General features: G+C 43.5%; 13 protein-coding genes. 6 read left to right on the forward strand and 7 right to left on the reverse strand.

The window, feature by feature from the left end:
* Window positions 1-19 precede the first annotated feature (19 nt).
* A complete protein-coding gene (locus AB3G73_RS12895) occupies window positions 20-763 on the forward strand; it encodes a hypothetical protein (protein WP_367745095.1) in 744 nt (247 codons plus the stop codon).
* Window positions 764-878: 115 nt separating this feature from the next.
* Here AB3G73_RS12895 and AB3G73_RS12900 read toward each other — a convergent pair whose 3' ends face one another.
* The 3 genes from AB3G73_RS12900 to AB3G73_RS12910 form a co-directional block, all read right to left on the reverse strand.
* A complete protein-coding gene (locus tag AB3G73_RS12900) occupies window positions 879-1730 on the reverse strand; it encodes a methylated-DNA--[protein]-cysteine S-methyltransferase (protein WP_115485012.1) in 852 nt (283 codons plus the stop codon).
* Complete coding sequence (locus tag AB3G73_RS12905) at window positions 1727-2272, reverse strand: methylated-DNA--[protein]-cysteine S-methyltransferase (protein WP_148365377.1); 546 nt, start codon at window positions 2270-2272, stop codon at window positions 1727-1729. Before AB3G73_RS12905 ends, AB3G73_RS12900 begins: the two co-directional genes overlap by 4 nt.
* A 383-nt stretch (window positions 2273-2655) precedes the next feature.
* The gene (locus AB3G73_RS12910; RefSeq protein ID WP_148365379.1) at window positions 2656-4749 is read right to left on the reverse strand and encodes a BT4734/BF3469 family protein; all 2094 of its coding nucleotides are present in this window, start codon (window positions 4747-4749) and stop codon (window positions 2656-2658) included.
* Between the two features lie 347 nt (window positions 4750-5096).
* Between AB3G73_RS12910 and AB3G73_RS12915 the strand changes: the two genes are divergently transcribed.
* Window positions 5097-5747 (forward strand): HU family DNA-binding protein, encoded by a 651-nt coding sequence (locus tag AB3G73_RS12915; RefSeq protein ID WP_148365380.1) that lies wholly within the window; start codon window positions 5097-5099, stop codon window positions 5745-5747.
* 204 nt (window positions 5748-5951) lie between these two features.
* Here the strand turns inward: AB3G73_RS12915 and AB3G73_RS12920 are convergent, their stop codons facing one another.
* Together AB3G73_RS12920 and AB3G73_RS12925 are read right to left on the reverse strand one after the other, a co-directional pair.
* Window positions 5952-7034 carry a linear amide C-N hydrolase gene (locus AB3G73_RS12920; protein WP_148365382.1) on the reverse strand — a complete coding sequence of 361 codons (1083 nt, stop codon included), beginning with the start codon at window positions 7032-7034 and terminating at the stop codon, window positions 5952-5954.
* 209 nt (window positions 7035-7243) lie between these two features.
* The gene (locus AB3G73_RS12925; protein ID WP_074557503.1) at window positions 7244-7564 is read right to left on the reverse strand and encodes a multidrug efflux SMR transporter; all 321 of its coding nucleotides are present in this window, start codon (window positions 7562-7564) and stop codon (window positions 7244-7246) included.
* Between the two features lie 310 nt (window positions 7565-7874).
* On the opposite strand from AB3G73_RS12925, the gene AB3G73_RS12930 reads away from it, so the two are divergent.
* The 4 genes from AB3G73_RS12930 (at window position 7875) to AB3G73_RS12945 (ending at window position 10895) form a co-directional block, all read left to right on the forward strand.
* A complete protein-coding gene (locus tag AB3G73_RS12930; RefSeq protein WP_167511788.1) occupies window positions 7875-8027 on the forward strand; it encodes a hypothetical protein in 153 nt (50 codons plus the stop codon).
* 232 nt (window positions 8028-8259) lie between these two features.
* A complete protein-coding gene (gene ltrA, locus AB3G73_RS12935) occupies window positions 8260-9750 on the forward strand; it encodes a group II intron reverse transcriptase/maturase (RefSeq protein WP_367745096.1) in 1491 nt (496 codons plus the stop codon).
* A 167-nt stretch (window positions 9751-9917) separates the two neighbouring features.
* Window positions 9918-10490, forward strand: a complete 573-nt coding sequence (locus tag AB3G73_RS12940) for a Crp/Fnr family transcriptional regulator (RefSeq protein ID WP_074557505.1) — start codon at window positions 9918-9920, stop codon at window positions 10488-10490.
* 21 nt (window positions 10491-10511) lie between these two features.
* Window positions 10512-10895, forward strand: coding sequence for an MmcQ/YjbR family DNA-binding protein (locus AB3G73_RS12945; protein WP_148365754.1), 384 nt, complete (start codon window positions 10512-10514; stop codon window positions 10893-10895).
* Window positions 10896-10998: 103 nt separating this feature from the next.
* On the opposite strand, the gene AB3G73_RS12950 is transcribed toward AB3G73_RS12945, so the two are convergent.
* Window positions 10999-12249: a TolC family protein gene (locus tag AB3G73_RS12950; protein ID WP_367745431.1), complete on the reverse strand. Its 1251-nt coding sequence runs from the start codon at window positions 12247-12249 to the stop codon at window positions 10999-11001.
* Entirely contained in the window at window positions 12227-15334 is a 3108-nt protein-coding gene (locus AB3G73_RS12955; protein WP_217721304.1) for an efflux RND transporter permease subunit, read from the reverse strand. Before AB3G73_RS12955 ends, AB3G73_RS12950 begins: the two co-directional genes overlap by 23 nt.
* Window position 15335: the final 1 nt, after the last annotated feature.

A 15335-nucleotide genomic window follows, 5' to 3' on the forward strand; every position in this document is an offset into this window, starting at 1 on the left:
ATAAAAATAATAATGTAATATGAATATTCAGGAAATTTTAAATATGGTTGACGAAGACATAGCACGTGCCGAAGAGCAACAACCAGATAACAAGGAGGAGAATATCGATTTTCTGTTGTCCGAATTGGAAGCATCCCGTGAATTGGACGAGGACCGGCTTGCGGAAAAATACCTGACCATGCACACTATGTATCAATTCCTTACCCGACCAGGTAATCTTATCAAAATACTTGACTGTAAAGATCAGCTTACGCTAGGTGAATGCCTGCCTATGCTCACTTATCTTCCGTGGGTAAAAGACACCGAATTTGAACGGCTCTGTCTGGAAGCATCATTTTGTTCCCTGTATAACCATTTTCAATATGGAAATGAACTGGAAAAAGGTTTTGCAGCCATTGCAACCATAAAATTACTGCTTCATCACTCAGAGCAGCTTTTACCTTGTTTCGAAGAGTTTCAACAAATAGCCTACGAAAACGAGCACTTGCATAAACAGATGGACGAAGTGGATTTCCAGTATGAACCCCAAATACTACTTTATCAGGTGCAGGCTTCGATGGTACCTTTCGTCCGGCGAGTTTACGAAATGTATCCGATGCTGGAAGAAGAAAGAATAAATGAATTCTGCAATAGAATCGAAGCAACGCTTGCTGATTTAGAATTGTCGCAGGAGAGAATGATGTTTAAAACCCGACTGATTTATAATTTCATGATTGAAGCGGATATCAGGTGCTATGAAGGAATAAATGAAGAAGAGGAATGATAGTCATTCGACTACAAATAAATCCCGGCCTTGCGGTTTCATCCTTGAGCCGGGATTTATAAATGAAAGAAGAACCCGATATCTCGTTTCTGACTTTTCTTACCGCCAGTACTTATTATTTATTCAAATATCCATTTTTCGCAGCCTCCCAACCAATAATTGCAGTCTTTCGAATCTCTCCCCAGTGGTAATTACCCAACTCACCGGAAGAACGAATGACACGATGACATGGAATAAGGAAAGCTACGGGATTCTCACCGACAGCCGTTCCTACAGCCCGGCAAGCCTTCGGGTTATTAATACCTGCGGCTATATCTCCATAAGTAGTCAATCCGGCGACAGGGATTTTCAGTAAAGTCTCCCAGACCTTTAGTTGAAAGTCAGTACCTTTCAAATGCAGCTTTATATCTTTAAGTTTCCTCCAATCCTGCGTGAAGATGGATAAAGCATTTTGCTGCATCTCATCCACAGCCGGAGTAAACGTTGCATTAGGAAACTTCTTCAACAAGGAATGAAATGCCGCATCGTGATCGTCTGCAAACTCCAGACAACAAATACCTTTATTGGTAGATGCAATAAATAGTTCACCAAAAGGACTTTTGGCAAAACTGTAATTGATAGAAAGATTTTCACCACCGTTTTTATACTCACCCGGTGTCATACCTTCTATATTTACAAACAAATCATACAATCTGCCTGTACCTGAAAGTCCCGTTTCCTGTGCCGTATCAAACAAAGACGCATGAGTCTCATCCAAGATTTTCTTGGCATATTCAATACTGGTATATTGCAAGAACTTCTTAGGACTAACCCCTGCCCACTCCGTAAACATACGTTGGAAATGTGCCGTACTCAACGCCACTTCCCGGGCAATCTCATCCAATCCCGGTTGCCTTTTGAAATTCTCCCTTATATACCCGATTGCCTGTGCAATACGTGCATAATCAAGCGTTTCTTGCTCATTCATAACAGAGGTTTGCCGTTTAATTCCAAATCCAGTAACCGTTTTTTAGCAGGAAGACCGCCGGCATAACCCACAAGCGTGTGGTTACTGCCGATAACACGATGACACGGAGCAAAAATAGAAATAGCGTTCGCACCATTAGCAGCGGCAACCGCACGGACAGCCTTCGGCATATCCAGCTGTTTCGCCAATTCTCCGTACGATACAGTCGAACCGTACGGAATATCCAGCAACTTATACCATACACTTTTCTGGAAATCCGTACCTACAAAAAGCAAAGGCACTTCAAACGCAGTCCGTTCACCATTGAAATATTCGTCCAACTGCTGAATCGCTTCCTGTATAACCTCGGATGTACTTTCTTCATAACAGGCTTTCAACACTTTCCGCAACCTCCTGTCTACCATATCTCTATGACTTTCAACCGCCCAGTCACAAAGACAAAGCCGATCTTCAAACGAGCCAAGCATCAAATCGCCACAAGGAGAATGATAACGCTGTATCTGAATGACATTGCCAACTATTTCTTTCCTTTTATCTTCCATCTTAACTTATTTTCGGGGATTGATAGCACTGCTTTTGTTTTCCACACCTGCAAAAATACATTTATTGTACTTACAACTGAAAAAGCAATCCATCATATTTTGACTTTCAACCCCATTTTAGTTTCTAATGCCACAAAATTAGCACACAAATATCTGATAAACGACCCGAAAATTGCGATTCTTATAAAAAGAGGACAACTAAATTCAAAATAAGCCGCGATTTTATTTTTGTATACGATTTACCCTCACACCCTCACCCTTTGAACCAAATCCTTTACTCATGGGAGTTACAGGTGTGAGGGTAAAGGTGAGGGCAGAGTGAGGGTGACTTTTACCCTCACCCTGCCCTCACTCTGATTCCGATTGACTATTCCCCTTATCAACTACTCCACCTTCATCAAATGATAAAGCGTTCCCTTACGAGATTTACGGCAAGGAATATTCAGTTTTTGAAGTGCGCGCCCGAACTGTCCCACCTTACTAATAGCCAACTTATCCCGTGTTTTCGTCTGTAAATAGCTCAAAATCTGCATAGCAGTCAGCCATTCGCCTTCCATTTCCTCCTCTACCGGATTAAGATAACAATGAAACAACTGCTCCAACGGACTAGCCTGTTCGAACTCACGGTTGGTCTGTTTCAATATATTTTCATCTTCATCATTCAGCCAATAACGTTCCCCTTTATAAATCGCCTCCATTGCTTGAGCATACAACTGTTTATAATTGATGGTAACGTTCGTTTGAATAGGAGCCGTCACCTCGATACAAATGAAACGGCGGCTACCACTGGGATCGGTAAGCAAATCTTTCTGATTGCTGGTTCCGATAAAAGAAGCATAACGCCTCATTTCCCGAATCGTATTACCGTAAGGCTTACGCAAATTCGCGACAGGCTTCTGCAACAAATGCTTCAGGAATCCCTGCTGACTGACATTAATCTGATCGAACTCATCAATATTAATCAGAAAAAAGCGCCCCAAATAACGTTCCGCCTCCTGCTTACTCTTGAAATCAATACTGTCCGTATAGCCGAAACGAAGTTCCGGCGGCAGGATAATGCGACAAAATGTAGACTTGCGATACCCTTGCGAACCGACTAGCAAAGGCGAAGTACTATTACCATGCTGCCGGTCAACTCCCCTCCAATGCGCCACCATACTAAGAAACCAACGGTAAAACAATTCCTGCCAATGCGGATTATCACAAGGAACCAAACCAGCCAATGCACGAATACGATCCTTCCCGTCCCAACGCCCTGCCTCATAAAGATATTCTTCGACAGGATTGTACAAAGGAACACATTCCGAATTCAGAAAACGATCCACATCACGGTCCCACGCACTGATTCCCTCTTTCAATGCATTGATTGCAATGCTGTTGCGCACCCGTTTATCCACCGGCTTAAAGCAAAAATGAACGGAGTCACGCTGACGATATTCCAAATCATCCAGCACCGTATTGTAACGGAATTCATAACGGCGTTTCATAAACTCTTCCAGCAGAAAAGCCGTCTCCTGCTCTTTGCTGATGCTGCATTTCTTGCCGAATCCCTTACATTCCTGGTAAAGATTATGGAGTATCGAACGAATCACCAGTTCTTCCTCCTCACGATAATAATGAATCATCGTCTGCCGTATCGCTTCCTCTTCGGGGATACCCGCCTTGAAACAATGCTCGGCAAGGCGGACCAGCAAAGGTTGCAAGTCGTCCCCACGTTTCCAGTTCTCCATTTCCTGAAGTGCCCTGTTCAATGCCGCTTCATAAATCTTCGTGAACGTTTGCGCCGACTCATATCCCGGTTGCAATCGCAATAAGGGATTCTTCTCGCCCTGCTTCCGCTGGCGGAAAGTCTCTTCTCCCGGCATCGTAAGCGGCTGTTCCAGACAAAACGGCACTGCATCCGGATTATAATAAGGAGCCTCATCCAACGTCATACGACATTTCTGGGTCAACACAGGTTCCTTCAGATCGATATCGAAAGGTAACATCGGCTGATAACATGTCACAGCCAGCCGATAAGCATGGACATGAAACAATTCCGCCTCCGCCTCTTCAGATGGCAACCCTCCATCATCCGGCAAGGCAAAACGCACCCATATCTTCACACTACGACCACTGGAACCACAAAAAGCGGCAAAAGTCTGTGGCAGAAGTGCCGCTTGCCGTTTCACAAATTCCGCTTCCGACCCACCGGCCAGCCGGCTCACTTCCAACTGTACCAATCCGTTATACTGCTTCATCTTCCGTTCACCCTCTTTGGTCCGGGTATATTCCACAGCAGAATAAATGTATGGCAACTTATCTATATGTTCGTACCGGGCATATGTACCTTCCAATAACGGTATAATTTCCCGCAAAGCCGTGATATGCCCCGCTTTCGTTTCCGTTTTCATTTTGTCGAATAATGTGCCTGCCTCGCAAATGCTAAGAGCTTCTTTTCCGCTCCCGTTGTCTTGTCTGATTAAAGTAATTTTCATCCTATTTTTGTCTATTTTTTCTACAATCAAATATAAATGTTTAATTCCTGTAAAGATACGCTTTTATCTTCCGGAAAACAAGCATTTCATCTGATAAATACCCGTATTTCATTTGCATTTGCCTTATTATTTATGTATCTTTGCTTAGTAGTTGCCAAGGGCTCACCCGTGTGAACAAACAGGCTATCAATTGTAAATAAAAACGTCCACAGACGTAAACAGTCTTGTTCACATGAGTAAGCCCTTGCAAAACATTAGAGCTTAACAAAAGAAACATTAAGCGCTAACGTATTACTACTTAAGAGAATACATAACAAGAACCGTTACTTTAAAAACAAACAAAAGCTATGGCAATATTATTCGATTGGTATGAAGACCCGAAACCTTCAGACAAACAGCAGGGAGAAAACAAAAAGACCCTGCATCCGCGCATCAAATACAACGGTTCCACAGGGACCGACGTACTGCGGCGGCGTATTCAGGAACGTTGCTCACTGACGGAGACGGACGTCTCTGCCGTGCTCGACGCTCTTTCGCACATCATGGGACAGGAATTGGCGGAGGGACGCCAGGTACATCTGGACGGCATCGGTTATTTCCATCCCTGCCTGACCACCACGGAACCTGTGACGATAGGCACTAAACGGAAAGCAACTAAAGTGAAACTGAAAGCCATCCAGTTTCGTGCCGATCAAACATTGAAAAACGAATTTGGCGTGCTTAAAGTGAAAAGCCTCAAAGGAGGACTGGATTTCACCCAACTAACGAATGAGGAAATTGACCTGCAACTGACAAAGTACTTCCAAACCCACCCATTCATGCGAAGATATGATTTTCAATACCTTTGCGGAATGGCAAGAAGTACAGCTATGCGACATATCCGGCGTCTGCGCGATGAAGGTAAATTGAACAATATGGGTGGAGCCATGCAGCCGATTTATGTGCCGGGAAATGGATATTATGGTAATAATGAAGCAATTAGTGTAAAAACGGAATAAGATTAGCCAACCCAAATCAGGACGAATCAGGGTGAGGGTAAAAAGTTACCCTCACCTACTCTCACCTTTACCCTCACACCTGTAACCCCGATGAATAAATGGATTAAGCATAGGGTGAGGGTAAAAACGTCACCAACATTTATTTGAGAACATTCTTAATGCAAGCAACTATTGCACAAGAGTACCTCCATACAGTTCCATCTTTTACCGGGGAATCTTAACCATTTCAACCGGCTGCTCCTGTATCTTATCCAACGGGTGTGACTGATATCTTACCTTTGAGAAATCAATAGCCTTTAAATCGATGCAACGTATCGAATTGTTATAGGCCGTTTCATAATAAATCTTCCGGTTCGTCAGGTCGATAGCCGAGGTCCATTGCGTAGCACTTGGAATATCAGGAATATCCCCCTGCGAATGTTCTATACCGATAGGAACATCAAAATTGTTAAGCAAGTGGAAACATTGCTGCACGGTATCAAAGCCTGTAGCACGTTGAGGAGCTGTCCCCCGATAAAAGGCAGCACGTACAAACCGAGAAGGAGGCGTGGCATCGCCCGGAATGCCGAGAAAACCGGAGTTACCACCAGTCGGCTGCAACGTAATACCGCTCAATTTTTGCACGGAAGCGTCACCCGGATGAAGATTGACGTAGTTGTTCAAATTAGTAAGTTGCCATTCAAAGCCGGGGGCATTCGTCAATACCCCTACTTCATTCTCATAAAAATGCGGCACACCACCTACAATTTCCAACACAACCTGACGTCCCGACGGTTCACCGATACGCCAGTGTACTACCGCTGTCTTTTCCAGCCCTACGACACGTACAGAAGAAAGGGCTGCCTTCACCTCGTCAATAGTGGAAAACTGCGACAACAGCCACCCCGCCACTTGAAGGTCTGCCAGTGTCCGCTGGTTCTGTGCAGCATCATACGTCTCATAACCACCATAGTGAGGAAAGAAAAATAGTCCGGCTGAAAGTCCTGCCTCATTGATTCCTTCGGCAATAAACTCTTTTTGCACAACAGCCAGACCGACCACCCCATATTTTGCCGTAAACGTCAGTCCATTGACACCTGTAGGAGTGAATGACGTGAGCTGTTGGCCACGTGGAATAATCACATATTCGCTTTGCAACACACCGCGCGCCCATTCAATCGTACGGGCTTGCACATAACTGCCGTCACGGGATGTCAGCGAGATTCCCGTACAAGCTACAGCCTGAAAAGTGCTGCCACATACGGCGGCAGCAATCCCTAACAATAAGTTCTTTGTCATCTTCATCATTATTTATATATTTATCGCTAAAAACTCAATACTGTATAAAGACAACAAAATATGGGTTATTTTAGTTTGCAGATAAATGCGGCATATTGAAACGTTTTTGATCGCCATACTCTGGATGGTGTACCAACGTTCGGTTTTAGGATTATAGTCTTCCCAAAGATGAACACCCGTGAGTTTACGGTCGGCATCGAGCAATTGCGGTTTCGGGACTACATCAGTTTCAATCCTATGATTGAAAGAATCAAAGTCGTCATAAAAAACAAACGCCCCAAAGTGACCGGTTCATGGAAAAACAGAATACCGACCAATACGGTTCCCACTGCCCCTATTCCCGTCCAAACAGGATATGCAGTGCCGATGGGTAATGTTTGCGCAGCCTTTGCCAACAGGTACATACTTAAGGTTACAGAGATTACAAACCCCGCTCCCCATAAATAAAAGTCAGCACCCGTTGCTCCTTTTATCTTACCCAGACAAAAAGTGAAGCCGACTTCAAAGAGTCCGGCAATAATCAATATTATCCAATTCATATCTTTCTATTTTAAAATCAGACTGCAAAATTAGGCAGACAGCTGGAGCTTTCACTTTACATTTGATAAGAAATGACTGCATAAGAGTATGAACAATTCCTCTTTCCTAATCTAACTTTTTGTATTTTTGCAGAAAATGGTGCGACAAGAAGTCGTACAAGTAATTGTTCAGCATAATGTCTGAACCTGTTGTTCCGTCAACAGTAGCCTAAAGAGGCGTGCTTTACGAGTAATTGTTTGGTGCGAAGCCCTCTTGACAATATGGTTCTATGCAGAAATATCCAATGTATAGGCTGTTAGGCTGACCGATATGAGTAACGTATGTGAACCGCTGCACCATCGTAACAAAAGAATAGCTTACGGATATTTACAAGCTATAGCCAAAATGGCGGGCAGTCAGGATAGTTCTCTCTTTTTCAGGACTACACGGATGCAGCACTGCCGGTGGATGGGCGGACTTTAAGTCGGTCGTAAGTTACTTGTACGGAACTTGGTAAGCCCGTATCTCTCCTGTCCTTTATCGGGCAGGTAAGCCAATCGCAAGAGAAGCCGAATGATGTGCGGGTAAAGGATTGCGGAGAAAGCGAACGCTTCCGTGTAATGCGGAAGATAGAGGTTTAAACGTCACCTCATGCGAAAGCAGGCAGACTTCCGCAGGGTAATTCTTTGTGAAATGATTGTAGAACTTTAACGAAATGAAGAAACAGCAAAGGAGCAAGGCGAAAGCCGAGTGTGCATCTTCAGCCGAGCGTAACACAACATGGAAAAGCATTGACTTCTCCAAATGTGAACGAAAGGTCAGAAAGCTGCAAGTCCGAATAGCAAAGGCTCATAAAGAAAAGAGGTACAACAAGGTTAAAGCCTTGCAGCACCTGCTTGTCACTTCGTTCGAAGCCAAGGCATTGGCAGTAAGGAAAGTGACCTCCAATAAAGGTAAACGCACGGCAGGGGTTGACCACATAAAGTGGGATACCGATGCCAATAAAATAGAAGCTATACGTTCTTTGACACGGAGAGGATATAAAGCCCTCCCATTGAAAAGAGTTAACATACCTAAGGCAAACGGCAAGACAAGACCGTTGGGAATACCGACCATGAAAGACAGAGCCATGCAGGCACTGTATCTTATGGCATTGGAACCCATAACGGAAAGTGAAGCGGATGCAAACTCTTACGGATTCAGAAAGTTCAGAAGTACGGCAGATGCGATAGATGCGCTTCACAGATGGCTAAGCAGGGATTGCTCTCCCGAATGGATATTGGAGGGAGACATAAAAGGCTGCTTCGACCATATCAGCCATGAATGGCTTCTCGATAACGTACGAATCGACAGGCAGATATTAAGAAAATGGCTGAAAAGTGGAGTTGTATTCAACAGACTGCTTCAACCGACTATTGAAGGGACACCACAGGGCGACATTATTTCACCGACACTTGCAAATGCAACTCTTGACGGCATGGAAAGGATGCTCAAAGAGAAGTACAAGGCAAGTTATGTCAATGGAAAACTTTACTGCCCCAAAGTCAATCTCGTAAGATATGCGGATGACTTCATTGTCACTGCTGACAAAAGGAAAACGTTACTTGAAATAAAGGAAATGTTGACAGTTTTTCTAAAGGAAAGAGGACTTACCCTATCCGATGAGAAGACACTGATAACACATATCAGTGACGGATTTGACTTTTTAGGTTTCAATGTCCGGAAGTACAACGGCACATTGTTAATAAAGCCGTCAAAGAAAAGTCAGAAACGTTTCACTGACAAGCTGCATGAGGTTGTGCTGACCAAAGGTAAGGCATCATCCCAGCAGGAGCTGATAGAGAAACTCAATCCTATAATAAAGGGATGGGGTAACTACTACAGCCATGTGGTATCAAAGGAGGTGTTCTGCCGATGTGACCATATCTTAATAAATCAACTTAAAAGATGGTCATATCGCAGACATACCGACAAGTCAAGGAAATGGATAAGGAAGAAGTATTTTATCCGAAAAGGTGGCAGAAATTGGATTTTCGGTTTTGAATATGTATGTGGAGAAATAAAGGATAAGTTCACATTACAGCAACTGACAGAAATTCCAATCAAGCGACACACAAAGATAAGATGCGAGGCCAATCCGTTCGACCCATCATGGGACGAATACTTCGAAAGGCGGAAACTCAAAAGTGCCCGTCAACGTGCGTGAAGAAAACTTTATCGGAAACAAGTCATCGCAAGATGATTATGAGCCGATTTAATTTTATGAGAATTAAATTTAGAATTATCGGAGCTGTATGCGGTGAAAGTCGCACGTACAGTTCTTAATGGGGAAAGCGGCAGCAATGCCGCCGACCTACATAACATTCATGTTATATGGATATACACGAGATTATCAATAAGATATACCCGATACCGGAAGCTTCGATGGATAAATTGACAAAGCATCTGTCTAAAGTGACGTACCCCAAAGGGTATCATATACTGGAAGCCGGTAAAACTGAAACGAATATCTTTTTTATCGAGAAAGGAATTGTCAGAGCTTATATTCCTGTGGATGGGAAAGAAGTTACATTCTGGATCGGGAAAGAGGGTGCTGCCATTGTCTCGCTGAAAAGTTATGTGGATAACCAGCAGGGATATGAATCGATGGAGTTGATGGAAGAGTCGGAGTTGTATTTACTGAAGCGTAAAGACTTACAGGAATTATTCAAAGAAGACATTCATATCGCCAACTGGGGACGTAAGTTTGCCGAATCCGAATTCATGCAAACGGAGGAAAGACTTATTTCCCTATTATTCACCAATGCATCCGAACGGTATATGAAGCTGATCCGGAACAATCCGGAGTTATTGCAGAGAATGCCATTAGAATGCCTTGCTTCTTATCTGGGAATAACTCCGGTAAGTTTGAGCCGGATCAGGGCAAAGCTGAAACGAATGCTCTGAAAAAGAACAAAGAGGGAAATCATGAATATAGAGGAGTATAGAGACTATTGCCTGTCTGTTAAAGGAGCAACAGAATGTATGCCGTTTGGTGAAAATGTCCTGGTTTTTAAGGTCATGGATAAAATGTTCACTTTTGCCACATTACAACCAAAGAACGGAAGATTCTGGGCTGATATGAAATGTGCTCCTGATAAGGCAGAAGAATTAATAGAACAGTATAGAGATATTTTTTGGGGACCATTTTCTGATAAGAAACATTGGATAACCGTATACTTAGAGGGAGATGTGCCCGACAAACTTATCAAAGAACTGATTAATCATTCGGTAGAAGAAGTCATCAAGAAGTTGTCCAAGAAAAAACAGGAAGAATATTATAGAATATGCGAAAGATACAGAATGCCATAAACTCTCGTTGGCAGGTATCAGAATTACAATTTAGTATTCTAACAATAAATATCCGGTTCTACTGTCATTGCAGAATGTAGAACCGGATAAGAATCCTCCCTTTTCAGAAACGTATGTCCCAAATGCCACAAGCCTTTTCCAGTTCTACCAACGAGACAGCATATCCTTTCATCGTTTCAAGATATTCTTGCTGCACTTCATTATAGGTACGTTGGGCGACTAATACATCCAGAATGTTGGTTTCACCACGTTTGTATTTATATACCATCCCATCCATTACTTTTTGAGCATCTCCAAGCATTCCCGACTTAAATTGAACCACTTTCTTTTTCTCTGCTTCATAACTGAACCATGCCTGCATAATCTCTGCCTGTATTTGTTGTTCTATATCTTTCTCCTGAATTTCGGACTGGGAAATACGAAATTTAGCAGCCTTAACGGCCCCTTTATTGATATTCGAAAAAGCCAAAGGAACAGACACTCCTACCGTAGCAGAACGAGCCGATGGAAAAAAACGATTCCAGTCTTTTTCATAAGAAACGGACAAGCCAATATCCGGGCGGCGTTCTGCCCTCGTCAGTTTATATGCACGGGAAGTAACTTCCGTATTTTTTTGAGCCGTAAACAAATCTATACGATTATCCAGACCTACTTTAATCAACTCCGAAAGATAAAACTCACGGTTTAGTTCATCCCAATGACCTAACGGAATATAAAGAGTGTCCGCAGCCATCCCCATCTGTCTATTCAGCACGACCAATGCCGACTGATAGGCAGCTTCCTGACTATAAACCGCATTGAGCAAAGTGACAGCTTCCAACTTTGATTGCCGGGCATCATTCTCTGTAATCTCTCCCGCCACATAACGTAAACTATCTGACTGGCTCAATTGCAACATATACTGGTAAGAACTTTGCTGTACTTCAAGCAACTCTCTTTGAAGAACTGCCTCCAAAAAAAGACTGGCAGCTTCGGCCCTCAAATTCTGAAATGACTGTTCCAGGATTAGTTTTTCAAGCTCCATCTGACTACGTGCCAACTTTATCCGTGCCCCTCGTTTGTTTCCTAATTCCAGTGAATAGGAAAGCCCTAATGAAAAAGTCTCATGACCGGCTTCAAATCCCACTTCCGGATCAGGAAGCACTTTTTGCGCAATCATCTCCGCATCAGCTATACTTACATTCAATTTTTCTGCCAGATAGTTTAGATTACCTTCCCCTACCCGTTTCAGATACTCATCGAGAGAAATACTCTGATAGAGAGTCCTGTCCGGTATTTGCACCACTGCATGAACAGACATTGCTTCCACAAGCAACAAAAGGAGCAAGATATTAAAGTGTATATTCCTTCTCATCATTCTTCTTTTTATTTAAAACGTTATTCTCAATCAGATAGTAAAAAACCGGAAGCACAAACATAGAAATGAGTGCGGAGAACATCAATCCATATACAATAACCGTTGCCAAAGGACGTTGCACATCACTCCCGATTCCAGTTGCCAGAGAAGCGGGAAACAGTCCGAGTACCGTAGTGACCGAGGTCATCAGAATGGGACGGAACCGTTGACGTGCCCCTTCGATAACAGACTTCCGAAGTTCCATTCCTCCTTTACGCAAGTTATTTATCTGAGATACCATAATAATTCCGTTTTGAATGGAAAGTCCGAACATGGCAATAAAGCCCACGGCAGACGATACATTCAATGTCATACCGCGTACATTGAGCGCAAGCATTCCGCCAAAGAGCGCCAAAGGCACGATGGACAATACCAGACCGGCTTGCCGGAACTTACCGAACGTTGCATAAAGCAAAATAAACATACACATCAGCGTCAACGGAAGAATGACAGAAAGACGGGTATAGGCCCTGTGCTGGTTTTCGAAAGCCCCTCCCCACTTGACTGTATATTTGCTTTTATCATAGTTCACTTTCGCATCGATCACATTCTGCGCTTCTTTTAAGAAAGAAGCCAGATCGCGTCCACGCAGATTCAACTTTACCGTCAGGTGACGTCTGTTCATCTCACGCGTGATCGTACTTTCTCCGACACTCAACTTCACTTCGGCTACCTGCGAAAGGGGTATTTTAGCTCCGGTAGAAGAGGTCAGCATCAATCCGGCTATCTTTTCGGGTGTATCCCGCATTTCTTCTTTATATTTACAGGTAATGTCATACTGACGGTCTCCCTGATAAAGCTGAGCAATAGCTTTCCCTCCAATTGCCACCTCTATCAAATCAGCCACATCAGACACGTTCAGACCATATCGGGCAATCGCATCCCGATTCATAATGATTTGCAGTTGAGGTAATGGAGGTTCCTGGTCAATATCCAGATCAACGGCACCTTTCACCGTTCCCAGCGCCCGGGTGATTTCTTCCGCAATACGACGTGTTTCCCGAAAATCCTCACCATACACCTTTACAACCAATTCACTATGCGCACCGGCTATTTTATCCATCACCCCGTCTATCATCGGTTGGCTGAATCCTACCCTAAAACCGGGCAGTGTCTTATATTCTTCTTCCAGTTCATGAATCAAATCTTGCTTGGTCTTTCCCTTCGGCCATTCATCATAAGGCTTTATCCCGATAGATACCTCAAAATGCGAAGGGGTGAACGGATCTGTACCATCGTCATTTCTCCCTGCCTGAACCATGATATAAGTTACTTCGGGATACTTCATCGTACGGAAACGAAGGGTATCGGACATCTCTCTCGATTTCTCAACAGAAATGCCGGGAGGAAGATTCACCTGCAACCAGATCGAACCCTCATCCAATTCAGGAAGGAAATCTTTCCCTACAACACCACTTAACAAGCTACCTGCAATCAGAATCAAACATGAAAAGAGTATGGTCTTTATTGGTTTTTCTATGAGTTTCACTATTGCGCCAGTATATTTCTCCTTCAATTTTTCCAGCCATTTATTCTTATAGACCTTGCGCGGCTTACGGTAAATAGCATAAGCCAGTCCCGGAATCAGCAGAAGAGCAACCAAAAGTGCTCCGATCATTGCATAACTCATCGTAAATGCCATAGGAGTAAACAGTTTACGTTCCACACGTTCGAAAGCGAATAATGGCAAGTAGGCTGTAATAATGACTATGGTGGAGAAAAGAATCGGGCGTCCTACCTCTTTGGCTCGTTGTGCGATACTTTGTTCTTCGATGTACTGTTCGGGATAATCCTCACGTTTCTTGAGAATAGTTTCCAGCATAACAATGGCACCATCTACAATGATTCCAAAATCTATGGCTCCGAGTGACAGAAGATTGGCAGGGATATCCGTAAGATGCATCAGGATAAAAGCGATAAGCAAGGATACCGGAATGGTGATTGAAACCAGTAATGCTCCACGCCAGTTGCCCAAAAACAAAATAAGCACAATAACAACCAATGCCATCCCCATTAAGAGCGTATGGGAAACAGTATCCAAAGTTGTATCCACTAGGCTGGTACGATCCAGAAAAGTATGTATACGCACCCCTTCCGGCAAAATTTCATGATTCAATTCATCCACTGCTGCATGAATGCCATCCAATACCTTAGACGGATTTTCATGTTTCAGAAGAAGCACAATCCCTTCCAAACTTTCCGAATAATCACGGGTACGATCGGTATATCCCAATACACCTTTCCTCTCCAGATTACCGTATTTCAAAGAGCCGATATCATTTAAAAAGACAGGAACTCCGGAAGTTGTAGTGACCACAATATGCCCCAAATCGTCCAGATTCTCTATCAAACCTATACCGCGTACCACATACCCCAGATCTCCCCTATTCAATATGCTGCCTCCCACATTGGCATTGTTATTTTCAATAGCCTCAATAACCTGACTAAGGGATAAGTGATATTGTTCCAGTTTATAAGGATCTATTTCTACTTGAAACTGGGTGGTGATACCTCCGAAATTTGTCACATCCGCCACTCCTGAGACTTCTTTGATACGGGGAATAACCACCCAATTCTGGAGGTCGGTCAGTTCACGAAGTGAATGTTGGTCACTTTCTATAATATAACGGTAGACTTCTCCCACAGGTGACGTCAACGGATCGAGTCCGGGGACTGCCCCATAAGGTAGTTCCACTTCATTCAATCTTTCCTGTACCCGTTGGCGGCTCCAGTAATCTTCTGTCCCATCCTTGAATACAATCGTAATCATAGAAAGTCCGAACGTACTTTTGCTACGCATAACATGCATGCCGGGCAAACCGTTGATGGCACGTTCCAAAGGAATAGTGATCTGTTGTTCCACTTCTTCGGCAGCCAGTCCCGGCACTTGGGTAACAACCTGCGATGTGACATCTGCAATATCCGGATAGGCTTCTATCGAAAGTTGCGTCCATGAGTAATATCCGAACACACACATCATCACAAACAGACAAAGCATGATCCATCTTTTCTGTATAATTGAAAGCATCAAATCCTTCTTCATA

Origin of the sequence: Bacteroides sp. L008, assembly GCF_040812255.1 — a bacterium.
GTDB classification, from domain to species: domain Bacteria; phylum Bacteroidota; class Bacteroidia; order Bacteroidales; family Bacteroidaceae; genus Bacteroides; species Bacteroides vicugnae.